The organism is Bradyrhizobium sp. CCBAU 53421, from assembly GCF_015291625.1.
In the GTDB taxonomy this organism is placed as follows: domain Bacteria; phylum Pseudomonadota; class Alphaproteobacteria; order Rhizobiales; family Xanthobacteraceae; genus Bradyrhizobium.
In genome coordinates this window covers 2351232-2377537 of the sequence record NZ_CP030047.1, presented here as the reverse complement: position 1 = coordinate 2377537, position 26306 = coordinate 2351232, and the positions used below count along the sequence as shown (strand labels likewise).

Sequence of the window (26306 nt, the reverse complement as noted above, 5' to 3'; positions counted from 1 at the left end):
CATGCAGCGCTACATTTGACAAATCCGCGCGTGGCCTGTTCAACAGCGGCAAGAATAATGCTGAAGAACCGGGAGCGAGGACCATGAAGCTTTACGACTCGATCGGACCCAATCCGCGCATCGTGCGCATGTTCATGGCCGAGAAGGGCATCGAGATCCCCAAGCAGGCCGTCGACCTGCGCAAGGGCGAGAACCGCGAGGAAGCGCATCTGAAGCGCAATCCGCACGGCCAGATGCCGGCGCTCGAGCTCGACTGCGGCAACTACCTCTCGGAGATCACCGCGATCTGCGAATATCTCGAGGAGAAGCACCCCTCGCCCGCGATGATCGGCAGCACGCCGGAAGAACGCGCGGAATGCCGGATGTGGACGCGCCGCGTCGATCTCAACATCGCCGAGCCGCTCGCCAACGGCTATCGCTTCGGCGAGGCGCTGAGGTTCTTCGAGAAACGCATTCCGGTCGCGCCGGAGGCGTCGCCCGGACTGAAGATGATTGCCGCCAACCGCATCAAGTGGTTGAACGACCAGATGGCCGACGGCCGCGACTACATCTGCGGCAAGCGCTTCACCCTCGCCGACATGCTGCTCTACTGCTGGCTCGATTTCGGCAACCAGGTCGGCCAGCCGCTGGACCAGTCGAACGGCAACATCGTGGCCTGGTTCAACCGCGTCGGCGCGCGGCCCTCGGTGAAGGCGTAAAGGCGGTCTTCTTATCCTCCCCTGGAGGGGGAGGATCGGTTCGCATGAAGCGCAGCGCAATGCGAACCGAGGTGGGGTGATCTCTCCACTCGGGCAGCGTTCACGCGGACAGACCTCCACCCCACCTCGCCGCTCATTGCATTCGCGTCGATCCTCCCCCTCCAGGGGAGGATGAGATCTCGGCAGCACCCGCCCTAAATCACCACCGGCTTGTCCGGCAGCTCGTTCGGGCCGCCCTCGGCATGCGGGAAATACCGCGCCAGCTCCCGCGACACCGCCTCGATCCCCTTGATCACACCCTGCTCGAACCGGCCGGCCCGAAAATCCGTTTCCATCGTGCGGCAAATCGCTTCCCAGCCGGCGCGGCCGACCTTCGCATCGATGCCGCGGTCGGCGACGATTTCGACGTCGCGGTCGGCGAGCAACAGATAGATCAGAACACCGTTGTTGTGATGGGTGTCCCAGATCCGCAAGTGCGAGAACACGTCGAGCGCGCGTTCCCGCGCCGGCTGGTTGCGGAACAGCGGCACGCCGTCGAGCCCGCCCTCGACGACGAAGCGGATCTGGCCGGAATGCGTGGCCTCCCCGGCCTTGATCGCCTGCTCGATGGCGTCGAGCACGCGCGGCGGAAACGCGCGCCGCACGCGCCAGCGATGCTCGAGCAGGTGCTTGCCGATACGCTTGATGCTCATGTGCCTACCAGCTCCCCGAGGCGCCGCCGCCGCCGAAGCTGCCGCCTCCACCGCTGAAGCCGCCGCTGTCGCCCGAACTCGAGCCGCTGCTCCAGCCCCCGCCGCCGGACCAGCCGCCCGAATAGCCGCCGCCGCGCCGGTACGGTCCCGAGCCGGCCGCCGGGCCGCCGAAATTCAATCCGCCGAAGATCAGCGCCGCAACCGCCGCAAACAGCCCGACCACCAGCGCGGTGGCGAGCGAGCCCGCCACCATCCAGGTGAACACGCCGACGATGCTGCCGGTCGCCGCCGAGCCCAGCAGCCGCCCCAGCATCGCACGCAGCACGCTCGCGACGATGATGACGATGAAGATCGTCACCGGATTGGCGAGATCGACGAGATTGGGGCCCTGCCAATGCTCGGGCTCCGGCGCCGGCAATTGCTCGCCATTGATCAGGCGGATCATGCGGTCGACGCCCGCCGAAATGCCGCCGGCGAAATCGCCGGCCTTGAATTTCGGCTTAATGTCCTCGTCGATGATGCGGTGGGTGACGACGTCGCTCAGCACGCCTTCGAGGCCGTAGCCGACCTCGATGCGCAAATGCCGGTCGTTCTTGGCGACGACCAGCAACGCTCCGTCGTCGATCTTCTTGCGCCCGATCTTCCATGCCTCGGCAACGCGGATCGAGAACTGCTCGATCGTCTCTTCGCCGGTGGTCGGCACGATCAGGACCGCGACCTGGCTGCCCTTGCGGGTCTCCAGATCCTTCAACCTGTCGTTCAGCGACGCGACGTCGCTCGCCGACAGCGTCCCGGTCTGGTCGACGACGCGGCCGGTGAGCTGAGGCACGGCGACCTCGGCCCATGCCGGGCACACGAAGCCCAGCAGCAAGGCGAGCAGGATGACGCGTGCGGCGGTCATCGCGATCGGCGCCGGCCGGCGCTATTTCGACGGCGCCGGCGCCGGAGCCGGATTGAAATCGACCTTCGGCGCGGTCGAGATCTCCTTCTCATTGTCGACCGTGAAGTTGGGCTTCTCCTTGTAGCCGAACGCCATCGCAGTCAGATTGTTCGGGAAGGTGCGGATGCCGACATTGTAGTCCTGCACCGCCTTGATGTAGCGGTTGCGCGCCACGGTGATGCGGTTCTCGGTGCCCTCGAGCTGCGCCATCAGGTCGCGGAACAGCGCGTCCGATTTCAGCTGCGGGTAATTCTCGGTGACGACCAGCAGCCGCGACAGCGCGCTGGTCAGCTCACCCTGCGCCTGCGTGAACTTCTGAAACGCGGCGGGATCGTTGAGCACCTCGGGCGTCGCCTGGATGCTGCCGACCTTGGCGCGCGCATTGGTGACACCGAGCAGCACATCCTTCTCCTGCTGCGCAAAGCCCTTCACCGAGTTGACGAGGTTCGGCACCAGATCGGCGCGCCGCTGGTACTGGTTCACCACCTCCGACCAGCTCGACTTGACCTGCTCGTCATTGGTCTGGATCGCGTTGTAGCCGCAGTTGGTCAGGCTCAATGTCGCCAGCGCTGCCAGCACGGTCCAAAGCTTGCGCATGAAGATCGTCCTCCCGGTGGATTCTCTCGTCACGGTAACAGATTTTCGCCTGATAATCCCGTGCGGCGGATTTCGCGCGTTCTTTTGCAGATGATGGCCCTTGCCTATCCCTCCCTGCGCCGTTCATCATGGCGAAAAATCGATCGCGGGAGGATCCATGACGTCCGAACAATTCGAGACGATTGTTGTCGAGCGGCCCGATCCCGCGATTGTGCGGATCGTGATGAACCGCCCCGAGGCGCGCAACGCCCAGAACCTGCAGATGACCTACGACCTCAACGCCGCCTTCGACCGGGCGGTGCAGGACGACGCGATCAAGGTCATCATCCTCGCCGGCAACGGCCCGCATTTCTCGGCCGGTCACGATCTCAGGCCTGGGGCTAAGAACGAGGCAGGCGTCGATTTCCCGCCAGTCGGAAATTGGGGCGGCTTTGCCGAGCCCAATGCGCACGGCCGCTTCGCGCGCGAACAGGAGATCTATCTGCAGATCACAAGGCGCTGGCGCAATCTCGCCAAGCCCACGATCGCGGAGATCCACGGCAAATGCATCGCCGGCGGGCTGATGTTGGCCTGGGCCTGCGACCTAATCGTCGCGAGCCATGACGCCGAGTTCTGCGATCCCGTGGTGACGATGGGGGTCTGCGGCGTCGAGTGGTTCGTGCATCCCTGGGAGCTCGGCGCGCGCAAGGCCAAGGAGATGCTGTTCACCGCCGACGTCTGGAGCGCCGACGAAGCGCATCGTCTCGGCATGGTCAATCACGTGGTGCCGCGCGGCGATCTGTCGTCCTTCACGCTGGCGCTGGCGCGCAGGATCGCGGCCAAGCCCGCCTTCGCGCTGAAGCTGTCCAAGGAGGCGGTGAACCGCTCGATCGACATCATGGGCCAACCCGCCGCGATCGATCAGGCGTTCGCGCTGCATCAGCTCTGCCACGCTCACAACCTGCAGGAATTCGGAATGATCGTGGACCCTGCGGGTCTGCATCCCTCCGTCAAGAAAACCGCCAACGTGAAGTAGACCCGATGGACCTCACCCTGAGCGACGAGCAGCGTCTGCTGCGCGAAAGTGCCGACCGCTTCGTGGCGGAGACCTTCACATCAGAGCATCGCAAGATGGCAGCGAACGATCCGCTAGGCTATTCGCCCGCGATCTGGAAGCAATTCGCCGAGCTCGGCTGGCTGGCGCTGCCGATTGCCGAAGCCCATGGCGGGCTCGGCGGCGGCGCGATCGAGGTCGGGCTGTTGATGGAAGCCTTCGGCCGCGGACTGGTGTCGGAGCCGTTCCTCTCCACCGTCGTGATCGGCGCCGCGCTGGTCGCCGAATGCGGCACCGAGGCGCAGCAGCAGGCGATCCTGCCCAAGGTCGCCGAGGGCGCGCTCACACTCGCCTTCGCGCATTCGGAGCGCGCCGCGCGCTTCGACCTTGCCCACATCGACGCGAGGGCCACCAAGGCCACCGACGGCTGGCGGCTGAACGGCAGCAAGATCGCGGTGCTCGATGGAGCGGCCGCCAGCCAGATCATCGTCTCCGCCCGCGTTGCCAATGCCAATGGCACATCGGGCAAGCTTGGCCTGTTTCTGGTGCCGGCCGGTGCGCCCGGCCTCACTCTGCGCGACTACGCGCGGCTCGGTGGCGGGCGCGGCTGCAATATCGATCTCAGGGATGTGCAATTGCCCGCCGACGCGCTGCTCGGCAACGGCCAGGATGCGCTACCCGCGATCGAAACCGTGGTGGACCGCGCGATGGCCGCGCTCGGTGCAGAAGCGGTCGGCATCATGCAGACGCTGCTCGACACCACGCTCGAATACACAAAAATCCGCAAGCAGTTCGGCCGGCCGCTGTCGGCCAACCAGGTGATCCGCCACCGCCTCGCCGACGTCGCAATGCAGGTCGACGAGGCGCGCTCGATGGCACTGCGCGCCGCACTCATGGCGAACGCAGAGCCGGTGGCGCGCAGCCGCGCGGCGTCCGGCGCCAAGGCGAAGATCGGCAAATGCGCGCGCTTCGTCGCCGAACAGGCGGTGCAGCTGCACGGCGCCATGGGTGTCACCGAGGAGCTCGACATCGGCGCCTATTTCAAGCGACTGCTGGCCTTCGACACGCTGTTCGGCGGCAGCGCCCATCATTATCGCCGCCACGCCGCGCTGAGCGGCCGCGCCCACGGGTAAACGGAGAGCGCACCATGGATCTCACCTTCAGTGCCGAGGAACGCGCCTTCGAACAGGAAGTCCGCGACTACATCGCCGAGAGCCTGACGCCGGAAATGAAGCGCGCTACCGCGCTGACGCCGTCGGTGTTCTCCGACCCCGATATCGGCATGGCCTGGCAGCGCGCGCTGCACAGGAAGGGCTGGGGCGCGCCGGGCTGGCCGGTCGAACATGGCGGGCCGGACTGGACACCGGCGCAGCGCTGGATCTTCGAGGCCGAATGCGCCCGCGCCGGCGTGCCGAATGTCAACGTGATGGGCGTGAAGATGGTCGGCCCCGTCATCATCGGCTTCGGCTCGCCGGAGCAGAAGAATTTCTATCTGCCGCGGATTCTCTCGGGTGAAGACTATTGGTGCCAAGGCTATTCCGAGCCGGGTTCGGGCTCCGATCTTTCGTCGCTGAAGACCCGCGCGGTGCGCGACGGTGACGACTACGTCATCAACGGCACCAAGATCTGGACCACGCATGCCCATCACGCCAACCGCATGTTCGCGCTGGTGCGCACCAATGAGGGCGAGCGGCAGCAGGACGGCATCAGCTTCATCCTGGTCGACATGAAGACGCCTGGCATCACCACGCGCCCGATCCTGACCATCGGCGGCGACCACGAGGTCAACCAGGTGTTCTTCGACGACGTCCGTGTGCCCGTCGCCAATCGCGTCGGCGAGGAAGGCAAGGGCTGGACCTACGGCAAATATCTGCTCGAGTTCGAGCGCGGCTCCGGCATCGCCTCCGCAAAGCTGCGCGAGGCGCTGAAGACGATCTCCGATCTCGCCGGCTCCGAGGTCACCGGCCGCGCGATCGAGGATCCCGACATCGCGATGCGGATGTCGGAGGTCGAGGTCGATATCGACGCGCTCGAGATGACCGAGCTTAGGGTGCTGTCGGCGCTGCAGACCGGGCAGAATCCCGGCGCGGTGTCGTCGCTGATCAAGCTCCGCGTCAGCGAGATCCGTCAGGCCGTGACGCGGCTCGGCGTCGACGTGATCGGCCAGGATGGCCTTGCCGTCGAGCCGGCACGGCCGTTCTACCGGCTCAACCACGAGCCGGCGATCCCGGAAGAATTGCTGCCGGTGGTGCCGGAATATCTCAACGGGCGCGCGTACACGATCTTCGGCGGCTCGTCGGAGATCCAGCGCGACATCATCGCGAAGATGGTGTTGGGGTTGTAGGCCGCGGTTGGACGAATTCGCCCTTCCTCTTACCCTCCCCTGGAGGGGGAGGGTGAAGGCATCGGCGCGCTTAAGTCCCCGCCTTGGCGTCCTGGATCGCCTGCCAGATCTTCACCGGCGTCAGCGGCGTATTCAGCTGGGTGATCCCGACCTCGCTCAGCGCATCCATCACACCGTTGGTGATGCAGGGTGGGCCGCCGATCGCGCCCGACTCGCCGCAGCCCTTGGCGCCAAGCGGATTGGTCTTGCAGGGCGCGGAGGGATCGAGCGTCACCGTGATCGGCGGAACGTCCGAGGCGCGCGGGATGCAATAGTCCTGATAGCTCGCGGTCAGCAGTTGGCCTTCCTCGCTGTAGGCCACGCCTTCGTACAGCGCCTGGCCGATGCCCTGGACGACGCCGCCATGCACCTGCCCGGTCACCAGCATCGGATTGACCGCGACCCCGACGTCGTCGACCGTGGTGTAGCGCACCACGCGCGTGACGCCGGTCTCGGGATCGATCTCGACCTCGCAGATATGGGTGCCGTTCGGCCAGCTCGGGCCGTCGACATTGCCCTCGCTCTCGACCGAGAGTTTTGCTCCATTTTCCTTGGCCGCGATCTCGAACAGGCTGATGCGCTTGTCGGTGCCGACCACGGTGAGGAAGCCGTCGCGATACTCGATGTCCCCGACGGAGGCCTCGAGCAGGTTTGAGGCCTTGTCGCGCGCCTTGTTGATCATGTCGTTGGCGGAGACCGCAACCGCGGTGCCGCCGACGAACAGCGAGCGCGAGCCGACGCTGCCGAAACCGGTGGCCAGGTCCGTGTCGCCCTGGATGACGTCGATCTTGTCCATCGCAATGCCGAGCGACTCGGACACCATCTGGGTGTAGGTGGTGGCGAGGCCTTGCCCCATCGCCATCGTACCCGACCACAGGACGACGCGGCCCTCGGCGGTCGCATGCAACGAGACGTTCTCGGTATGGGCGCGGCCGCCGGTCCATTCGATGTAGCTGGTCAAGCCGCGGCCGTAGAGCAGGCCCTTCTTCTTCGCCGCCTTCTTGCGCGCGGCAAAGCCGTTCCAGTCGGCCAGATCGGACGCGCGCTCCAGCATATGGGCGAAGGCGCCGGAATCGTACACCTGCCCGACCGCGTTGGTGTAGGGCAGCTGCGCCGGCTTGATGTAGTTGACCTTGCGGATGGTGCGCGGGTCCATGCCGATCTGGCGGGCGGCGGCATCGAACAGCCGTTCAACGATGAACACGGCCTCCGGCCTGCCGGCGCCGCGATAGGCGCCGACCGGCGCGGTGTTGGTCATCACCGACTTCACCTCGAAATGCACCAGCGGCAGATCGTAGACGCCGGTCTGCACGAACGGGCCGAGCACCAGCGGAATGATGTTGGCGGTGCCCGACGAATAGGCGCCGGTGCCGCCGATCGACCGCACGCGATAGGCCAGCACGCGGCCCTTGGCGTCGAGCGCGAACTCGCCGGTCGAGGTGAGGTCGCGGCCATGGGTGCCACCGACGAATTCGTCGGTGCGATCGCCGCGCCAGCGGATCTTCTCGTTCAGCTTGGTCGCGGCATAGGCGACGATGCCGTCTTCGGGATAGAGGCTGGTCTTCTGGCCGAAGCCGCCGCCGATATCGCCGACCAAAACACGCACGCTGTCCTTCGGCCGCTTCAGGATCGATTCCGCGAGGAGATCACGGGTCGAGCCCGGGGTCTGCGACTGCACATGGAGAATGAGCCGGCCGGTCTTCTTCTCGATCTCGGCAATGGTCGAGCGCGGCTCCATCGCCGACGGCACCAGGCGCTGGCTGACGAGGTCGAGCGACACTTTATGCGCGGCATTGGCGAAAGCCTCCTCGACCTTGGCGGCGTCGCCATAGCTCATCGCGGCCACGATGTTGTCCGGCGCCTCCGGCCAGACCGCCGGCGCGCCCGGCTTGATCGCCTCGACCGGATCAACCACCGAAGGCAGCACCTCGTAATCGACCTCGATCGCCTCGGCTGCGGTCTGCGCCAGCACCCGCGAGGTCGCGACCACGGCCGCGACACCCTCGCCCGCATAGCGCACGACCTCATGCGCCAACAGGCGCCGCGGCGGCACGGTCATCGGCGAGCCGTCGGGCCGCTTGAAGATCGCCAGCGTCGGCAGCGTGCCGATATCGTCCTTGACGAGGTCGGCGCCGGTATAGACCGCCTTGACGCCGGGCATCTCCAGCGCCGCTTTGACGTCGATCGACTTGATGTTGGCGTGGGCATGCGGCGAGCGCAGCACGTGCAGCCAGAGCGCGCCGTCCTGCGGCTTGTCGTCGATGAAATGCCCCTTCCCGGTGAGCAGCCGCTGGTCTTCCAGACGCTTGACCGGCTGGCCCGCACCAAAACGCATATTGCCGGGAAGAATGTTCATCGCAGGGTCCTTGATTTCAGAAATTTCGGCGGGTTTTAACGGATTTTCGGCGCGAGACAACACGCCCGGAAACGACGACGTAATGCGCCTGATGCAACGCGCAAGCCAATTTCAGCCGAGATCGCGCAACGCGGCCTCGACCACCTTGCGCTGCTCGGCGGTCAGCGGCGCCTGCGGCGGCACGGGGTCGCCGACATCGTAGCCCTGGATCGCGAGCCCGGCCTTGATGCAGGCGGCCAAGTTGAAGCGGGCGAACACTTCGTTGATGCGCCAGAGCTTGCGCTGCAGGGTCATCGCCTCGTCCCAGCGGGCGCGGCGGCAGAGATTATAGAGCTCGACGCTCTGCCGCGGGATGATGCAGGCCGGTCCCGCCATCCAGCCATGGCCGCCGATCAGCATCACCGCGGCCGGAATATGGGCTGACGCCGAGAACACTTTCAGGCCGTCGCCGCAGCGGTTCATGATCGACAGCAGCCGGCCGGTGTTGGTCGAGGCGTCCTTGATGTAGCCGATGCGCGGGTGCTGGGCGAGCCGCGCGATGACGTCGAGCGTGAGATCGGAGCGCTGGAAATTCGGATTGGTGTAGATCACGAGCGGAATGTCGACGGCATCGGCAATGGCACGGAAATAGGATTCCACCTGGGCGTCACTGAGCGGAAAATACGCCTCCAGGATCGCGAGAATGCCTGCAGCACCCCGCTTCTGATAGGCCTTGGCCTGCGCCACCGCATCCGCCGTCGAGGTCGAGGCGACGCCTGCGACCACGGGCACGCGGCCCTGCGCGGCCTCGATCGTGGTCGCCACCACCTGCATCCGCTGCGCATTGTTGAGATAGGCGAACTCGCCGGTCGAGCCGAGCGGCGTCAGGCCGTGGACGCCGGCCTTGACCAGATCGTCGCACAGCCGGCCCAGCACTTCGGTGCGGACATGGCCGGCGGGATCAACCGGGGACACCAGGTAGGGAAAGACGCCGTGGAAGTCAGCCATTTGCGAGCCTCGTTGACGGCGAGACATAATCGGGATCGTGCGCAAAGGGAAGCGGCTCGCCACGGCGCAAGGCGCCGAGCACCGCGGCAAAGTCGGTTGCCGCGCGGAAACCGAGCAAGCGTTCGGCCTTGCCGGCATCGTAGATCCGGCCGATCGATGCCGGCAGGTGCCAGCCGCGCCGGGCGAACAGCGCCGGTGCTTCCGGGAAGTAGCGCGCGATCACGCCGGCCGCGTCGGTCTTCAGGGCGGCAACGTCGCTGCGTCCAAACGGCGTCGGCGCGCTGATCACGAAGACCTCGAAGCCGCGGATCTTCTCCAGCGCCATGACATGGGCGCCGGCGGCATCCTCGACGGTCAGGCGGCGATACAGCAGCTCGGTCGCCTTCAGGTTCTCGCCATGGATGTCGCGGATCGTGTCGTCATCCTCGGGGAAGAAGCGGCTGGTGCGCAGCACCGCACAGTTCAGCCCATGCTCGCGGCTGTACAGCCGGCACAGGTTTTCGGCGGCGAGTTTTGTCACGCCGTAGATGTTGCGCGGCTCGAGCGGCCCCGACCTCTCGTCGAGCCACACCGCGGCATGACCTTCCTCGTCGCGGATCGCCTGCGAGATCATCAGCGAGGTGGTCGAGGTGAAGACGAACTGCTTATGGCCGGCGGCCACGGCGGCCTGCAGCAGGTTGAGCGTGCCTGACACGTTGACATCGACAAAAGCCTGCGGCGCGAACCGTTCGATATCCGGCTTGTGCAGAGCCCCGCCATGGATCACGGCCTCGATGCCGCGATCGGCGAACACCCGGTCGACCACCGATCGGTCGGCCACCGAACCGACCACACCAGTCGCCTCGCCCGGGACGACATCGAGGCCGGTCACGTCATGGCCGGCCTGTCGAAGCCGCGGCGCAAGGAAACGGCCGAGCCAGCCGGAAGAGCCGGTCAACAATACGCGCATGAATTCCGCCCGGCCCCGCGCCCTTAAAACACCTTGGCGATCGCGGCCTGCGCGTCGCTTTGGATCTTTTTCAGATGATCCGGTCCGCGGAAGCTCTCGGCGTAGATCTTGTAGACATCCTCGGTGCCGGAGGGACGCGCCGCAAACCAGCCGGCCTCGCTCTCGACCTTGATGCCGCCGAACGGCTGATCGTTGCCCGGCGCCTTGGTCCGGACCGCGCGCACCGGATCTCCGGCAAGCTCGGTCATGTTGAGCCGCTCGGGCCCGAGCGCCTTTAGCGCGTTCTTCTGCTTCGGCGTCGCCGCGACATCGATGCGCTCGTAATAGGGAACGCCGAGTTCGGCGGTCAGCTCGTTGAACAACTCACTGGGATCGCGGCCGGTCTTGGCGATGATCTCCGCCGCCAGCAGGCCGAGGATGATGCCGTCCTTGTCCGTGGTCCACACCGTGCCGTCGCGCTTGAGGAACGAGGCGCCGGCGCTCTCTTCACCGGCAAAGCCGAAGCCGCCGCTGCCGAGCCCTTCGACGAACCATTTGAAGCCGACCGGCGTCTCGACCAGCTTGCGGCCCAGCTTCTTCGCGATGCGATCGATGATCGAGCTCGACACGATGGTTTTGCCGATCGCGGCGTCCTTGCTCCATTGCGGCCGGTGCGCAAACAGATAGGCGATCGCGGTGGCGAGGAAGTGGTTCGGGTTCATCAGCCCGTTCGAGCGGGTCACAATGCCATGGCGGTCGGCATCGGTGTCGTTGGCAAAGGCGACGTCGAAGCGGTCGCGCATCCCGATCAGGCTCGCCATCGCATAGGGCGACGAGCAGTCCATCCGGATCTTGCCGTCCCAATCCGCGGTCATGAAGCGGAAGGTCGGATCGACCGCATTGTTGACCACTGACGCGTTGATGCCGTAGCGCGCGATGATCGGCTGCCAGTAATGCACCGCCGCGCCGCCGAGCGGATCGATGCCGATCTTGACACCGGCGGATTTGATCAGCGCGAGATCGACGGTATTGCCGAGATCGGCAACGTAAGGCGTGATGTAGTCGTGCAGATGCGTGGTCGCGGCCTTGCGCGCGCGATCATAGGGCATTCGCGCGACGCCCTTGAGGCCGGCCTCGATGTAGCGGTTGGCATTCTTCTCGACCACCGCGGTGACATCGGTGTCGGCCGGGCCGCCATGCGGCGGGTTATACTTGTAGCCGCCATCCTCCGGCGGGTTGTGTGACGGGGTGATGACGACGCCGTCGGCAAGGCCGGTGCTGCGGCCCTTGTTGTAGCTCAGGATGGCGTGCGAGATGACAGGCGTCGGGGTGTAGCCACCCTGCGCGTCGATCATGATCTCGACGCCATTCGCCGCGAACACTTCCACCGCGCTGGCCAGCGCCGGCTCGGCCAGCGCATGGGTGTCGATGCCGATGAACAGCGGTCCGGTGAGACCCTTCTCGCGCCGGTAATCGCAGATCGCCTGCGTGGTGGCGAGGATGTGGTCCTCGTTGAAGGAGTTCTTCAGCGACGAGCCGCGATGGCCCGAGGTGCCGAACGCAACCCGCTGGATGGGATCGCTGGCGTCAGGCTTGCCGGCGAAATAGGCCGTGACCAGCCGCGGCACATTGGCAAGCGCTGAGGGATCGATGGGTTTGCCGGCGGCAGGATTTGGTGCAGTCACGTGACCTCTCAGATCTGGTATCACCGACCATCAGCACAACGAGTGATAGCATTGCGTGATATCTGGGCGTGCTACCATGGCGGCTTACGTTCAATCAAGCCGAGGGCTTTTCGTTCCCCGTCGTCAGCCGCAATCCGCTATTCGACGTCGATCTGCTGCACCTTCTCGCGCAGCTCATCGACCAGCACCCGTTTGTTCTCAGTATAATCGATCGGCACCACCACGAGGTGCACACCGCCGCCTGAGAAGGCACGCTCCAGGGTCGGGACGATCGCTTCCGTGCTTTCGATCCGCGAACCCTTGGCGCCATAGCTTTCGGCGTACTTGACGAAATCCGGATTGCCGAAGGTCAGGCCGAAATCCGGGAAGTGATCGACCGCCTGCTTCCAGCGGATCATGCCATAGGCGGAATCTTCCAGGATCAGGATCACGAGATTGAGCTTGAGACGGACCGCGGTCTCCATCTCCTGCGAATTCATCATGAAGCCGCCGTCACCGCAGACCGCGAGCACGCGGTTGTTCGGATAGAGCATCGCGGCCATCATCGCCGACGGCAGGCCGGCGCCCATGGTGGCGAGCGCGTTGTCGAGCAGCAACGAGTTCGCGAGCAGCGTGCGGTAGTTGCGCGCGAACCAGATCTTGTACATGCCGTTGTCGAGCGCAACGATACCGTCCTCGGGAATGACCTGCCGCACATCGTGCACGATGCGCTGCGGCGTCGGCGGCCAGCGGCCCTCGGTGGCGCGATCGGTGATCTTCGCCAAAATGCCCTCGCGCAGGCTGAGCAGCGCGCTGGCATGCGGCAGCTTGCCCGCGACGCGGTCGGCCAGCAGCTCGAGGCTCGGCCCGACATCGCCGATCACCTCGCATTGCGGGAAATAGACCTGCTCGACAGTCGCCGGCGTGTAGCTGACATGGATCACCTGCGGCCCCTTCGGGCCCATGATGAAGGGCGGCTTCTCGATCGTGTCGTGACCGATCGCGATGATCAGGTCGGCGCGGTCGATCGCCTCATGCACATAGTCGCGCTCGCTCAGCGCGGCGGTCCCCATATACTGATTGGTGCCGCCCGATACCGTGCCTTTGCCCATCTGGGTCGTGAAGAACGGGATCTTGGTCCGCCGCACGAAGTCGCCGATCCCGGCGGTCGAGCGCGGGCGCGATGCCGCAGCACCGAGCATGATCAGCGGACGCTGCGCTTTCAGGATCATGTCGGCGGCACGGTCGAGCGCGGCGGCGTGCGCGATCGGGATTTCGATCGGATGCGGATGCACCAGCTCGACGGGCTCGGTCTCCTCGCCTGCGATGTCCTCCGGCAGTTCGAGCAGCACCGGCCCCGGCCGTTCCTGCGTCGCGATCCGGAAGGCGTCACGCACCAGCGTCGGAATGGTGGCGCCGCTGACGATCTGCAGCGACAGCTTGGTCAGCGGCCGGAACGTGTTGACGATATCGACGATCTGGAACTTGGCCTGCCGGCTGCTCAGGATGCCCTTCTGGCCCGTCAACATCACCATCGGCATCGCGCCGAGCAGCGCATAGGCCGCACCGGTGGTCAGATTGAGCGCGCCGGGACCGAGCGTCGTCATGCAGACGCCGGGCTTTCCGGTCAGCCGGCCATAGGTCGCCGCCATGAACGCCGCGGCCTGTTCGTGGCGGGTCACGATCAGCTTGATCGAGGATTTGCGCAGGCTCTCGACGACGTCGAGATTCTCCTCGCCGGGAACGCCGAACACCCGTTCCACGCCCTCATTCTCGAGGGCCGCGACCAGCAAATCGGAACCTTTGACCATGTCAGCCTCGCCTCGTTGATTGCATGCCGCGCACGGAGCATAGCCGCATCGCGCGCCGCCGGAAACTCCCTCGCGAGCTCACGGCTTGTGCGCCTTGATCCACGCGTCGGCCGCGGGCAGCACGCGCGCAGCGAGATCGGCCGAGATCGCGATCGCCTGCAAGGAGCGCGCCACCATGACCCGCCCGCCGCTGGTGGACTGCGACGGGGCGAAGGCGGCGAGTTCTGCCGCGTGGGCCTGATCGGTAAAATGGGTCATGAAGTTCGGCACGAACTGGTCGCGGAAGTTCGGCCCTTGCCTCGCCAGCAGCGTATCGAAATTGGTCCGGACGAAGTCCCAGGCGAGTTGCGGCTGCTCGCCTGCGCCCGCAACCGCGCTGATCATCCCGGTGACGATGGTGTCGGGCAATTCGCTGGTCAGCGTCAATGCCAGCGTCGCGCGCGCCAGTTCGGCATTGCGGGCGCTGGCTGCGGCGAAATAATAGCGCAGCCGCTCATTGGTCGCCGTGCTCTTGCGCGCAAGCGTCAACAGTTGGTCATAGGTTGCCCGGTCGGCGGTGATGCCGACGACATGGGTGACCGCATCGCGCAATGTGGTCGGCAGCGAGCTGGGATCATCGAGGAACGCCGCAAAGCGTCGCTTCGCCTCGGCAATGATTACCGCGTCGCCAAGATCGCCAAGCGTCGAGATCAGGCTCGCGCGCAGCAGCGCGGTGTCGTCGTCGTCGGGGCCGCTGCCATCCCATCCGATCCGATCGAACACCGGGCGCAGCTTGGCGCGGGCATAGGCCTGGATCACACCCCGTTCGCCGCGGTCGCGCGACAGGCGGTTGAGCGTGGCGAAGGTCGAGATCACCTGATCCCACACCGCGCGATGGTCGCCGGCATCGAGCGCGTCGAGCAGCGCAAGATAGGACGGCGCCTCGGCGCGGCCGGCCTGCACCAGCGCCCAGCTGTCGGTGACGACATTGAGCCGATCGGCGACCTGCATTTGCGGGAAGGCGTTCAGCAACGCCGCGCGGTTCTTGGGGCCGTATTCGACCCTGAAGTAACCGACGTCGCCGAGATTGACCTTGATCGCATCGCCGCATGCGCCGGCCGGAATATCGGCACTGCCCTTCAGCAGGATCTCGTCAAACGGCTTGCCGTGCGCAGGTCCGGCCGTAGCCGGGATCTGCCAGTCGTGGGCCGGCAGCGGCGGATCGTTGGCCGGGGCGATCACGAAGCGGTCCTGCCGCAACGTCAGGCGCTGCGCCGCGCCATCGCAGGCTGTCTCGGCCACCACCAGCGGCACGCCGTCCTGCTCGGTGAAGGAGGCGGCGATGCCGGTGATCGGCTTGCCGCCGGACGCCTCGAGCGCCTGCCAGAGATCGGCCGTTGTCGAATTGCTGTAGGCATGCGCCGCCATGTATTTGCGGATGCCGTCGCCGAACGCCCGCTCGCCGAGCCAGGTCTCGAGCATCCGGATCAGAGCCTGACCCTTGCTGTAGGTGATGGCATCGAACGCCGTGACCGCTTCGCTGTGATCGGCGATCGGCTGCTGCACCGGATGCGAGGTGCGGCGCGCATCGAGCGCCATGGCGAACTGCTTGGCGCCGTAGCCGTTCAGCCAGCTCTGCCATTGCGGGTAAAACTGCTCCGAGGCCTTGGTCGCCATCCAGCTGGCAAAGCCCTCGTTGAGCCAGAGATTGTCCCACCACGCCATGGTGACGAGATCGCCGAACCACATATGCGCCATCTCGTGCGCGATGATGGCGAAGATGCCGCGCCGCGCCGTCTCGGCATTGGTCGCGGGATCGAACAGCAGCCGGCTCTCGAAGAAGGTGATGCCGCCCCAGTTCTCCATCGCGCCGCCGAACCCGCCGGGAACGGCGATCAAATCGAGCTTCGGCAGCGGATATTTCACGCCGAAATAATCGTTGTAATAGGCGAGCAGCTTCACCGCACTGTCGAGCGCAAACCGGCCCTGCCCGCTCTTGCCCTCCGTCGTCACCACGCCGACCGTGACGCCGCCGGCATCCGCGGTGATCCGCTCGAGCTCGCCAACCGTGAGCACGAAGAGATAGCTCGACATCTTCGGCGTCGGCGCGAACGTGACCTTCTTGAGATCGCCGGCGACCGCTTCCTCGCTCGCGACAGGCATGTTGCCGACCGCAAGCAGATTGCGCGGGATCACGACCGTCAGTGCGAAGCTCGCCTTGAACGACGGCTCGTCCCAGCACGGAAAAATCCGCCTTGCGTCGGCCGGCTCCAGCTTGCTGGAGATCAGCCGCTTGATCCCGGTCGGGGTCGGATAATCGACCGAGAACAGGCCGGTGCCGAATTTGTTGATCTGCGCCGTGAAGGCAATGCGGAGCTTGTGCCGGCCCACCGTAACAGGCTTGGCGAAGGCCACCGTCGCGGTCTGCGCGGCGGCGTCGATCACGACCATCGCGCGCTGCGCGCCGTCATCGATGGTAGCCTCGGCGAACGTCGTGTTGATCGCATTCAGCGTCAACTGCGCGGTCGCCTCGCGCACCTCGATTTCGATGGTCTCGACGCCGGGCAGAGCGAGGCTGGTGAGATCGGGTGTCAGCTCGATCGCGTAGCTCAGCGGTACGACCGTCTTCGGCAGCTTCCCGGGGGTGCTGTCGAACGAGAATGTCTGCTCGGCCTGCGCTGCAGGGGCCGTCGCCAGCAGCAAGCCGATTGCCGTAGCAAGACGACGCAGCAGCGCGGTTCGGACATGGGTTGCAGGCTTGTTCATCGCGCGGCTCACGGGATCGCTGTGATTTTCGGAGGGCATTCCGGCAGGACCTGGCAGGCAATCTAGTAGAGAAAATGTCGCCACAAAACTGACAACTCCGCGACATGGGGATCACAACGCTTCGCATCGATTGGCGTGCCAAGCGCCAGGTTGATTCGCCTGTCGGCCCGTGTTGCTCAACAGCAGGTGGGAAGGCTAACTTGTGGCTGACATTCCAGCCGCAACGTCCGGCGACGGGGGACAACAATGCTCGGAACATTCTCGCGCCGGCAGTTTGCGGGCCTTGCAGGCCTTTCGGCGCTCGGCCTGTCAGCCCCGGGGCAGGCTGCGAACCACGCGCCGCGGCCGAATGGCACGAACTTTCCCGCCGGCTTCGTCTGGGGCACCGCGACCTCATCCTACCAGGTCGAGGGCGCGGTCAATGAGGACGGCCGCGGCCCGTCGATCTGGGACACATTCACCCATACATCGGGCAAGATCGAGGACGGCTCGACCGGCGATCGCGCCAACGAGCACTACCACCGCTACAAGGAAGATGTCGGCCTCATCAAAAATCTCGGCGCCAGGGCCTATCGTTTCTCGATCGCCTGGCCGCGGGTGTTTCCCGACGGCACCGGCACGCCGAACCCGAAGGGCCTCGACTTCTACAACCGCCTGGTCGACGAGCTGCTCGCCAACGGCATCGAGCCCTATGCCACGCTCTATCACTGGGACTTGCCGCAGGCGTTGCAGGACAGGGTCGGCGGCTGGCGCTCGCGCGACACGTCGAAGGCGTTCGGCGACTACGCCGGCTATGTGGCGCAGCGGCTGACCGACCGGGTGAAGAACATTTTCACCCTCAACGAGGTCGGGCGTTTCCTCCCCTTCGGCTATGCGCTCGGCGTCGACGCGCCCGGACTGAAGCTGCCGCCGGCCGAGGTGAACCAGGCGCGCCACCGCGTCGCGCTGGCGCACGGGCTCGCGGTGCAGGCGATCCGCGCCAAGGGGCGCCCGGGCACGCGGGTCGGCCCCGCCGAAAACATCACCGCCTGCGTGCCCGCGGTCAACACGCCGGAGAATATCCGCGCCACCGAGATCGCGACGCGCGAGCTGAACGCGGGTTTCCTCGGCGTCCTCCTCGAAGGCAAATACACCGAGGCCTTCCTGCAATATGCCGGCGCCGATGCGCCCAAATTCACCGCCGAAGAGCTGAAGATCATCGCGCAGCCCAACGATTTCGTCGGGCTCAACATCTACGCGCCGCACTGCTATGTGCTCGCCACCGACACTGCTCCCGGCTGGAAGCCGCTGCCGATGCCGGCCTCGTTCCCGCACATGAGTTCGGACTGGCTGCGGATCGCGCCGGAGACGATCTATTGGGCGGCGCGGATCGCCGCCAAGCTCTGGAACATCAAGAGCATCTATATCAGCGAGAACGGCACCTCCGGCGAGGACAAGGTGCAGCCGGACGGGCAGATCTACGACCTCGACCGCATCATGTTCCTGCGCAACTACCTCGCCCAATTGCAGCGCGCGACCGCCGACGGCGTTCCGGTCCACGGCTATTTCCTGTGGAGCCTGATGGACAATTTCGAATGGATCTACGGCTACGCGAAGCGCTTCGGCCTCTACCGGGTGGATTTCGAGACCCAGGCGCGGGTGCCGAAACTGAGCGCGGCGTTCTATCGCGACGTGATCGCGCGCAACGCCATCGGCGTGTGATCTATCCCGCCTGCGGCCGCGCGCCCGACCATGCGCGCCGCAGGAGGTCGCTGATGCCGCGCTCCTCGATCGGCCGCGGATTCCAGTAGGGATTTTTGGTGGCGAGCGCGGCCGCCCTTGCGATGCCGTCTTCGGGCATGCCGATCTCCGCAAGTGAGCGCGGCGCGCCGAGCCTTGCCGACAGATGGAACAGGCCATCGGCCGCATCGGACGCTCCAAGCGCCCGTGCGGCACGGCCGATCGCATCGCGTGCCGCCGGCGTGTTGTAGGCGATGGTGTGCGGCAGCAGCACCGCATGGGTCTCGGCATGCGGCAGGTCGAACAGCGCGCCAACGGTGTGGCAGAGCTTGTGATGCAGCGCCATGCCGACGGTGCCGAGACAGACCGCGCACAGCCACGCGCCATAGAGCGCGTCCGACCGCGCGTCGAGATCGTGCGGCCGCGCGATCACGTCCGGTAGGGAGGACGCGAGTTTTGCGATCGCCTCTTCCGCCATCAGCGAGGTGATCGGATTGCCGTCCCGCGCATATAGCGCCTCGGCGGCATGGGCGATCGCATTGAGGCCGGAGATCGCGGAGAATTTGGCCGGCATCGAGACCGTCAAATTGACGTCGTAGATCACGGCTTCGGGCAATATCTTCGGCGACGATTGTGTGGTCTTGACGCCATCCACGGTCTCGCCGAGCACCGGCGTCATCTCGGAGCCGGCATAGCTGGTCGGCACGATCAGTTGCGGCAAATCGGTGCGCAGCGCGATCGCCTTGCTGAGGCCAGTCGCGGCACCCGCGCCGATCGCCACCACGCCGTCGGGCTTGAGCTCGCCGACCATCTGCATCGCACGCTCGGTGACCGCGACCGGCGTGTGCACGACAGCGCCGTCGAACGCACCGGCCACGCGGCCGCCGGTCAGGCCTGGGAGATCGCCGAGTTCGGCCTGTTGCCGCCGGCTTGCGAGCACCAGCGCGCGGCTGATGCCGAGCCGGCTGAGTTCGTCCGCCAGCTGCGCGACGGTGCCGGTCCCGAACACGACCCGCATCGGGCTGACTTGATAGGTCAACGATTGCGCCATGGCGATTTCCAGAATGGTTGGTCAGCCGCGGCGCCAGTCGCGCGGCGTGCAGCCGAAGCGATGCCTGAAGCGCCGGGTGAAATGCGACAGATCGGAGAAGCCCCAGTCGAACGCGATGTCGCCGATCGCGCGCCCGGCGCTCGCGGGATCCTTCAGATCGCGGGCGGCGCCGTCGAGGCGGCGGTCGATCAAATAGCTCGCGAATGTGGTGCCGGCCCGCGCGAACAGTTTGTGAACATAGCGCTCGCTGATGCCGATCGTGGCCGCAATGGTGGCAACACCGAGCCCGGGTTCGCGCAGCCGGCGGTCCACCGCCCGACGCAGCGCAAGCCACGTCGCATCCGCAAGACCGATGCTCTCGGCAACGCCTTCCCGACTGCCGCGTGACAGGCTGAGCGCGACCAGATCGAGCAACACGCCGAACAGCCGGGCGTTGTCTGTATCGGACGCGCGGAACGCCGAGCTGTTCAGCACCTGCGCCGTCTCGGCGATCAGATGGCCGACGAAGGGATCATCGGAGACTCGCGCCGGTGCCACCTCCGGCGCCGACGGCAGCCGTTCATCGAGCGCCTCGGCCGGCACCCAGAACGATGCGACCTGCAGCGCGGGGCCGCGGTCGTGCAGCAGCGAAAAGCGCTGCCCGCTGTCGAAGATTCCGACCTGCCCCGGCGACAGGCTGATCTCGCGCCCGGCCTGCTGGATGCGGCAGCGGCCGGCCAGCTTGAGATTGAGGTAGTAGCAGCGCCGGCCGGACGCCGCGATATCGGCGGCCGAGCGCCGCACGACATGCTCAGGGAAACTGACCCGGTTGACCGCGCCGTCGCCGAGTCCAACGGTCTCGACCCGTGCGAGGAAGCCCGGCGTCGCCGGCGGCTCCGGCGTCAGGTTCATGAAGGCCTGGCAGATCGCCTCGCGATAATAGGCGAACTGCTCGCCTGGCCGTGTGTCCGCGGTATTCCAGCTCAGCCTGCGCGAGCGATCCGCGGCGGCGATTTGCTGCATCAGTTCACTCCGAGCCCAATCCGGTTCGGTTACAGCCAAGCGCGTTCCGCGGGCCCAGGTCAATATCCATCAGGAAGAGCTTGAAACCTGGGCGTATCCCGGGCCGTCCCGGACGTCGCGATCGATCCAAGCAAACAGGGAGGTACAACATGTCGACCTTTGTTCTCGTCCATGGCGCCTGGCATACCGGGGCCGAGTTCGAACCGGTTGCGGCTGCCATCCGCAAGGCCGGCCATGTCGTGCACACCCCGACCATCAAGGGCAACCGGCCGGGCGACCGCAAGGACTCCGGCCTTGCCGAGGCGATCCAGTCGATCGTGGATTACCTCGCCGAGCACAATCTGAATGACGTCGTGCTGGTCGGCCACAGCTATGGCGGCATGGTCATCACCGGCGTTGCCGACGCCGCCGCCAGCCGCATACGCCGGCTGGTGTACTGGAACGCCTTCGTGCCCAACAATGGCGAGTGTCTCAACGACATGGTGCCGCCGCACTATGTCGGGCTGTTCGACGCCATTCATGACGAGCGCGGCGACGGCTCGGTGGTGCTGCCGTTCCCGATCTGGCGCGAGGCCTTCATCAACGACGCCGATCTCGAGACGGCGCAGCGGGCCTATGACAAGCTCAACCCGCACCCGCTGAAGACCTTCCAGGACAAGATCGCGCTGCGCACCAATCCGGCCGAGATGCCGATCGCGAAGTCCTACGTCAATTGCACCGAGGATACGGCGATGCCGCACGGCTTGCCCTGGCATCCGCGGCTGTCGGAGAAGCTCGGACTGTTCCGCCTGGTCCAGGTGCCGGGCAGCCACGAGCTGTGCTTCTCCAATCCCGAGCGCCTGGCGCAAGCCTTCCTCGACGCCGGCCGCGATTAAGCCATCGCCGCCTTGTACTCCGGCGCCGTCGCCAGGAAACGCGCATAGGCATCCGCGTCCGGCGGCGTGAATTTTTCGACGAGCGGATTGCGGCGCGACGCCTTCGTGCCGATGTCCGCCAGCAGCTCGTCGAAATGCTTGAAATGGTACGGCGCGACGCATAGCCCGCCATAGACGCCCGCCGCCGGACGCTCGACGCGCCTGAAGTTCAGCATCATCGCGATGTTGTCGTGCATCTCGGCCGCGCTCGGCTGCCGTGCGAGCTGGCCATCGGCATAGCGCACCAGCCAGTTGGCGGCGAGATCCGCGCACAGCACGGTGCAGAAACTCGAATTGAACCCGACAAAGCCCATGTCGGGCAGATCGGGATTGGCGATCAGCCGGTAGAGCCGGTACTGCCCGTCGGGCTCGACCAGCTTCTTCTGATACTCCTCGGGGAGGAACGGCACGCCGAGCTTGTAGCCGATCGCGAGCACCGCGATGTCGGCCGCGACACGCTGGCCGCCGCTCATCACGATGGTCTTGCCGTCGTAATGATCGAAGGTGCCCTGCACGGCCTTGATGCGGCCATCGGCAACCATCGGATAGAAGCCGGGGGTCGCGATCGGCACCGAGCAGTTGACGCCGTCCTCGATCCGCTCTTTCGGCACCATGCCGCACTGCTTCAGCTTGAGCTGCATCTTCAGCATGCTCTCGAGCCCGCGCCAGTTCGCCCAGACGAACGGCTTTGCCACGGCATGCGCGAGCCGCGCCATCGGGCCGATGCCCCAGCTCGCGAACATCTGCTCCTGCGCGCGGATGTAGAGGATGCGCTTGAAGTTGACGAGGCCGCCGACGAAATAGGGAATCCGCCAGACCGGCTCGCGAAACACGATGGTGACTTCGCTGGCGCCGGAATTGACCGCGTTCACGGCGATGTCGGTCGCCGATTTCGAGCCGCCGAGCACGACCACCTTGCGGCCCTTGGCAAGATCGGGATCGCTGTATTGCGACGAGTGCAGGATGTGGCCTCCCTGCGCCTTGAACGCGTCCTCGCCGGGCAGCGGCAGCGACTGCGGCTCGTTGAATTGCCCGGTGCAGACCGCGACGAAGTCGAAATCCTCGTGCCCCGTGGCGTTGTCGGTCGAGCGCAGTTCGAGCGTCCAGCCCGGCCTGCCGTCGGCGCGACGCTTCATGGCTTCGACCTTGGTGTCGAACCGCATCGCGCCATCGAGCCCGTGGCTGCGTGAATATTCGCGCAAGTAGGCATGGACCTGCGGACCCTTCGGCCACTCCGGATAGGACTCCGGCATCGCCTTGTCGGTGTAGCGATAGAGCTCCTTCGGGCTCTGGGTCTGCACGTCGGGATAGGAGCGGGCCGGCTCCCAGACCCCGCCGAGATCGCCGCTGCGCTCGATGATGGTCACCTTGTGACCGCGACCGGCGAAGGCCTTGCCGGCGGCGAGCCCGGAAATGCCGGCGCCGATCACGCACACATGCTTCTGCTTGACCATGAAACCGCTCCGCGATGAATGAACAGGTCCAATTTCTTCTAAAGCGCGCGCATTCCCGTCATCGCCGGAGCCAACTCCGGCGATTGCCGCCTCGCGCGCGTATTGTCCGTGCTCGCCGGTCTAGTCGTTGGCTTCCGGCGGCAGGAAGTCCACCTCGTGCTCGGCGGAAATCCGCACCACCTCGACCGGGTCCTGCAGATTGTGCAGCTTGTCGAACAGCGCCTCGAGCTTCTGCATCGGCGACACCCAGAACAGCGCCCTTGCCGGCTTGTCGGACTTGTTGAAATAACCGTGCGGAATGCCGCGCGGCATGCGCACGAGGTCGCCGGCCTTGGCCTGCACCCAGACGCCATCGAGCTTGAGGTCGAGCACGCCTTCCTGCACCAGGATGAACTCGTCCTGGGTCGGGTGGATGTGCACCGGCACGAACTGGCCAGGGTCGCTGTTGGTCTCGAACGCGAAGGTCGAGTCGGTGACTGCCTTCGGATAGTAGACCTGGCCCAGGATATTCCAGGTCTTGCCGCCGTAGCCGGTGCCGGTGCGGGTAATGCCTTTCTCGAGCGTGCCCATGTCAGCCTCTCCAGTTTTGATGCGTATTGCGGACACGGAGCCTGTCGCCGGCCGGTGAGGCTGTCTAGCCGATAAACGAATCCGCAGCCGGCGCGATCATGCTGCAATGCGGGAGTATCGCGCCCCGGGGCCTCTGCCCAAGGACGCCGCATCCGCCTGCGCGCCGATCGGGCAGATTGCGCGACGAAACGGCGTTCCCCTTTGCCGGCGGATGCACTAGGCTGCCTGATGTTTTAGACCTCAAACAACTCCGGACGGCCGGCGTGACTGCTGTTGGCAACGAGGTTTCGGCAAGAACGAGTTCGGCAAGGCTCAATGATTTCGCGCGCGTCGCGACTGATCGCGTCGATGACGCGGCGGAAGCGATCGGCCGCATCTTCTGCCCGCACGAGCTGACGCCGGTCGATCACTCGGAGCGCGATTTCTCAGCGCACCACAATTGCGCAGGGTTCGACGGCTTCTCCGTCAACTATGTCGCCTATGGCGGATCGGTCGCGATCAATCCCGGCTGCCTCGACCGGTTCTTCCTGTTGCAGATGCCGCTGTCCGGCTCGGCCGCGATCCGGACCGCCGCACGCGAGCTCACCACCGGACCGCAACATTGTGCCTCGCTGCTGTCGCCGACGATTCCAACCGAGATGACCTGGCGCGACGGCTGTGCCCAGCTCATCGTGTTGCTCGACCGCAAGCTGGTCGAGCATCGTGCCGCGGCGCTTGGCGGCGTGGCGGTGCGTCCGGTCGAGTTCGATCCGGCCGTCGCGTTGAACGGGCCGCTCGGGCAGACGCTGTCGGCACGGATCGGGCAGCTCGTGACGACGGCCGAGCAGCTCGGGCCACGCAAGTCGTTATCCGCGGTCGCGGCGACCGATTGGCGCGAACAGTTTCTCAATGTCCTGCTCAACCAGCAGCGGCACAGCCTGAGTTCGGCGATCGACGTCTTCAACGGCCGCGGCGAAGCGCAACCGGCGGCGCTGAAGCGCGTGCGTGCTTACCTCGAGACCCGCGCGACCGAGCCGCTGGATCTCGCCGAGCTTGCGGAGATCGCGGGCACCGGCATCCGCGCATTGCAACTCGGCTTCCGCCGTCACTTCGGCACCACCGTGTCCGAGATGCTGCTCGACATCCGCCTCGCCCATCTGAACGCCCGCCTCAAGACGGCGCGGCCGGGCGAACGCATCGTCGATATTGCATTCGACCTCGGCTTTACCCATCTGAGCCGGATGGCGAGCGCCTACCGCGCCAAGTTCGGCGAGAGCCCGAAGGCGACCTTGCAGCGGCTGAGCTGAGCGGCGGTTCCGAGCGGCGGGGCCGCGCCCTGCCCATCCGGCCAGTATCGCCGTCCGCCGCAGCATCCCAGATTGAGGGAAGCCAACGGAGTTTCCCATGACCGAACCGACCACTCTCGCCTCGCTGTCATCAGTCCTTTCCGAGACCATTGCGCGCGCGGCGCCTGCAATCGTCTCCGTACATTCGCATCGCGCGCGCGCCTCCGGCTTCGTCTGGAAGGCCGGCCTGATCGTCACCGCCGACGAAGCCCTCGCCGACGAAGGCGAGATCGAAATCCAGTTTGCCGACGGCAGCCGCAAGCAAGCCGCCGTCACCGGACGCGACCACACCACCGACATCGCGCTGCTGCGCGTCGACGGCGACACTACGCCGATCAAGTTGTCGACCGACATCCCCGCGCTCGGATCGCTCGCGGTGATCGTCGCGGCTGACCGCGGCGCACCGATCGCGCGGCTCGGCATGGTCTCGCGATCGGGTGCCGCCTGGCGCAGCCTGCGCGGCGGCGAGATCGACGCCCGGATCGAGCTCGACGTCCGGCTGCGGCATAGCCAGCAGGGCGGATTGGCGCTGAATGCCGCCGGCGTGCCGTTCGGCATGGCGGTGCTCGGCCCGCGCCGCGTGCTGACGATCCCGGCTGCGACCATCGAGCGGGTCGCAGCGCAGCTCGAGAAGAGCGGCCGCATCGCGCGCGGATATCTCGGCGTCGGGCTACAGCCGGTCCGTCTCGACGACGGGCTCGGCGCCATGGTGATGAATGTCGACAAGGCCGGCCCCTCGGCCGCCGCCGGCATCCGCCAGGGCGACGTCATCATTGCCGTCAACGGCGAAAAGCTGTCGGGCGTTCGGGCGCTGTCGCGCGGCCTCGGGCCGCAGAGCGTCGGCACCGTGGTCGAGCTCACCGTGCATCGCGGCGGCGAGCCGTTGAACTTCAAGGTGACGGTCGGCGAAAGGCCCGAGACGTGAGCAGTGATCCTGCCGCCGATATCGTCGTCGCACTCGAGATCGACGACCCCGCCCTCGCCGACCGGCTGGCGACGCTGCTCGGCGGCGTCGCCGGCCTGCGGCTTGCCGCGCCGGGCGAACAAGCGACGGCGACGCTCGTCGCACGCAACCGCGAGACCGCGGGCGGCAGCGACTTCGAACTGACGCCGCGCGAGCTCGACGTGCTGGCGCTGCTGGCCGAAGGCGCATCCAACAAGATGATCGCGCAACGGCTCGGAATTTCCGTCCACACCGCCAAGTTTCATGTCGGTTCCCTGCTCGACAAGCTCGACGCCACCGGCCGCACCGACGCGGTGGCGCATGCGGCGCGGCGCGGGGTGATCAATTTGTAGGCCCACGTTCCGCCGCCATCGCGAGTCATTCACCACCGGTGTCATCACCCGCGAAAGCGAGGGCTTTGCGAAAGTCGAACAGCTCGACGGGGCCGGACGGCTGTTGTTTGGGCCGGTTAGCGGCTGGACGGGCCAGCCATG

The 26306-nt window shown here is 66.1% G+C and carries 22 protein-coding genes; 9 read left to right on the top strand and 13 right to left on the bottom strand.

Annotated features, from left to right (window positions below):
- The first annotated feature begins 83 nt into the window (after nt 1-83).
- Entirely contained in the window at nt 84-698 is a 615-nt protein-coding gene (locus tag XH92_RS11225) for a glutathione S-transferase family protein (protein WP_194459264.1), read from the top strand.
- Nucleotides 699-892: 194 nt separating this feature from the next.
- Here XH92_RS11225 and XH92_RS11220 read toward each other — a convergent pair whose 3' ends face one another.
- The 3 genes from XH92_RS11220 to XH92_RS11210 are packed head-to-tail and all read right to left on the bottom strand — an operon-like array spanning nt 893 to nt 2927.
- A complete protein-coding gene (locus tag XH92_RS11220) occupies nt 893-1390 on the bottom strand; it encodes a TPM domain-containing protein (protein WP_194459263.1) in 498 nt (165 codons plus the stop codon).
- 4 nt (nt 1391-1394) lie between these two features.
- Entirely contained in the window at nt 1395-2291 is an 897-nt protein-coding gene (locus XH92_RS11215; protein WP_194459262.1) for a YgcG family protein, read from the bottom strand.
- Nucleotides 2292-2312: 21 nt separating this feature from the next.
- Nucleotides 2313-2927 carry a LemA family protein gene (locus XH92_RS11210; RefSeq protein WP_050404104.1) on the bottom strand — a complete coding sequence of 205 codons (615 nt, stop codon included), beginning with the start codon at nt 2925-2927 and terminating at the stop codon, nt 2313-2315.
- Nucleotides 2928-3084: 157 nt separating this feature from the next.
- Between XH92_RS11210 and XH92_RS11205 the strand changes: the two genes are divergently transcribed.
- From XH92_RS11205 to XH92_RS11195, 3 genes are read left to right on the top strand one after another with little or no spacing between them, the layout of a single operon-like run.
- Entirely contained in the window at nt 3085-3942 is an 858-nt protein-coding gene (locus XH92_RS11205) for an enoyl-CoA hydratase (RefSeq protein WP_194459261.1), read from the top strand.
- Between the two features lie 5 nt (nt 3943-3947).
- A complete protein-coding gene (locus XH92_RS11200; RefSeq protein ID WP_194459260.1) occupies nt 3948-5093 on the top strand; it encodes an acyl-CoA dehydrogenase family protein in 1146 nt (381 codons plus the stop codon).
- Nucleotides 5094-5107: 14 nt separating this feature from the next.
- A complete protein-coding gene (locus XH92_RS11195; RefSeq protein ID WP_194459259.1) occupies nt 5108-6304 on the top strand; it encodes an acyl-CoA dehydrogenase family protein in 1197 nt (398 codons plus the stop codon).
- Between the two features lie 70 nt (nt 6305-6374).
- On the opposite strand, the gene XH92_RS11190 is transcribed toward XH92_RS11195, so the two are convergent.
- From XH92_RS11190 to XH92_RS11165, 6 genes are all read right to left on the bottom strand, one after another.
- The gene (locus XH92_RS11190; RefSeq protein WP_194459258.1) at nt 6375-8699 is read right to left on the bottom strand and encodes a xanthine dehydrogenase family protein molybdopterin-binding subunit; all 2325 of its coding nucleotides are present in this window, start codon (nt 8697-8699) and stop codon (nt 6375-6377) included.
- A 111-nt stretch (nt 8700-8810) separates the two neighbouring features.
- On the bottom strand, nt 8811-9686 hold the full coding sequence (locus tag XH92_RS11185; protein ID WP_194459257.1) for a dihydrodipicolinate synthase family protein: 876 nt from the start codon (nt 9684-9686) through the stop codon (nt 8811-8813).
- The gene (locus XH92_RS11180) at nt 9679-10635 is read right to left on the bottom strand and encodes an NAD(P)-dependent oxidoreductase (protein WP_194459256.1); all 957 of its coding nucleotides are present in this window, start codon (nt 10633-10635) and stop codon (nt 9679-9681) included. The genes XH92_RS11185 and XH92_RS11180 overlap by 8 nt, the downstream gene beginning before the upstream one ends.
- A 23-nt stretch (nt 10636-10658) precedes the next feature.
- A complete protein-coding gene (gene pgm, locus XH92_RS11175) occupies nt 10659-12299 on the bottom strand; it encodes a phosphoglucomutase (alpha-D-glucose-1,6-bisphosphate-dependent) (protein WP_194459255.1) in 1641 nt (546 codons plus the stop codon).
- Nucleotides 12300-12436: 137 nt separating this feature from the next.
- Nucleotides 12437-14089 carry an acetolactate synthase large subunit gene (locus tag XH92_RS11170; RefSeq protein ID WP_194459254.1) on the bottom strand — a complete coding sequence of 551 codons (1653 nt, stop codon included), beginning with the start codon at nt 14087-14089 and terminating at the stop codon, nt 12437-12439.
- A gap of 78 nt (nt 14090-14167) precedes the next feature.
- Entirely contained in the window at nt 14168-16834 is a 2667-nt protein-coding gene (locus tag XH92_RS11165; RefSeq protein WP_194459253.1) for a M1 family metallopeptidase, read from the bottom strand.
- Nucleotides 16835-17080: 246 nt separating this feature from the next.
- Here XH92_RS11165 and XH92_RS11160 point away from each other — a divergent pair, with 246 nt between their 5' ends.
- Nucleotides 17081-18535: a GH1 family beta-glucosidase gene (locus tag XH92_RS11160; RefSeq protein WP_194459252.1), complete on the top strand. Its 1455-nt coding sequence runs from the start codon at nt 17081-17083 to the stop codon at nt 18533-18535.
- 1 nt (nt 18536) lies between these two features.
- Here the strand turns inward: XH92_RS11160 and XH92_RS11155 are convergent, their stop codons facing one another.
- Nucleotides 18537-19604 (bottom strand): maleylacetate reductase, encoded by a 1068-nt coding sequence (locus XH92_RS11155; RefSeq protein ID WP_194459251.1) that lies wholly within the window; start codon nt 19602-19604, stop codon nt 18537-18539.
- Between the two features lie 21 nt (nt 19605-19625).
- Nucleotides 19626-20606: a helix-turn-helix domain-containing protein gene (locus tag XH92_RS11150; protein ID WP_194459250.1), complete on the bottom strand. Its 981-nt coding sequence runs from the start codon at nt 20604-20606 to the stop codon at nt 19626-19628.
- A gap of 149 nt (nt 20607-20755) precedes the next feature.
- On the opposite strand from XH92_RS11150, the gene XH92_RS11145 reads away from it, so the two are divergent.
- Nucleotides 20756-21481: an alpha/beta hydrolase gene (locus XH92_RS11145; protein ID WP_194459249.1), complete on the top strand. Its 726-nt coding sequence runs from the start codon at nt 20756-20758 to the stop codon at nt 21479-21481.
- On the opposite strand, the gene XH92_RS11140 is transcribed toward XH92_RS11145, so the two are convergent.
- The gene (locus XH92_RS11140) at nt 21478-22974 is read right to left on the bottom strand and encodes an NAD(P)/FAD-dependent oxidoreductase (protein WP_194459248.1); all 1497 of its coding nucleotides are present in this window, start codon (nt 22972-22974) and stop codon (nt 21478-21480) included. The genes XH92_RS11145 and XH92_RS11140 overlap by 4 nt on opposite strands.
- Before the next feature lie 120 nt (nt 22975-23094).
- Complete coding sequence (locus XH92_RS11135; RefSeq protein WP_050424788.1) at nt 23095-23544, bottom strand: cupin domain-containing protein; 450 nt, start codon at nt 23542-23544, stop codon at nt 23095-23097.
- Between the two features lie 263 nt (nt 23545-23807).
- Between XH92_RS11135 and XH92_RS11130 the strand changes: the two genes are divergently transcribed.
- The 3 genes from XH92_RS11130 (at nt 23808) to XH92_RS11120 (ending at nt 26165) form a co-directional block, all read left to right on the top strand.
- Complete coding sequence (locus XH92_RS11130) at nt 23808-24830, top strand: AraC family transcriptional regulator (protein ID WP_194459247.1); 1023 nt, start codon at nt 23808-23810, stop codon at nt 24828-24830.
- A gap of 97 nt (nt 24831-24927) precedes the next feature.
- On the top strand, nt 24928-25794 hold the full coding sequence (locus XH92_RS11125; protein ID WP_194459246.1) for a S1C family serine protease: 867 nt from the start codon (nt 24928-24930) through the stop codon (nt 25792-25794).
- The gene (locus XH92_RS11120) at nt 25791-26165 is read left to right on the top strand and encodes a response regulator transcription factor (protein ID WP_194459245.1); all 375 of its coding nucleotides are present in this window, start codon (nt 25791-25793) and stop codon (nt 26163-26165) included. The genes XH92_RS11125 and XH92_RS11120 overlap by 4 nt, the downstream gene beginning before the upstream one ends.
- The last annotated feature ends 141 nt before the right edge of the window (nt 26166-26306 follow it).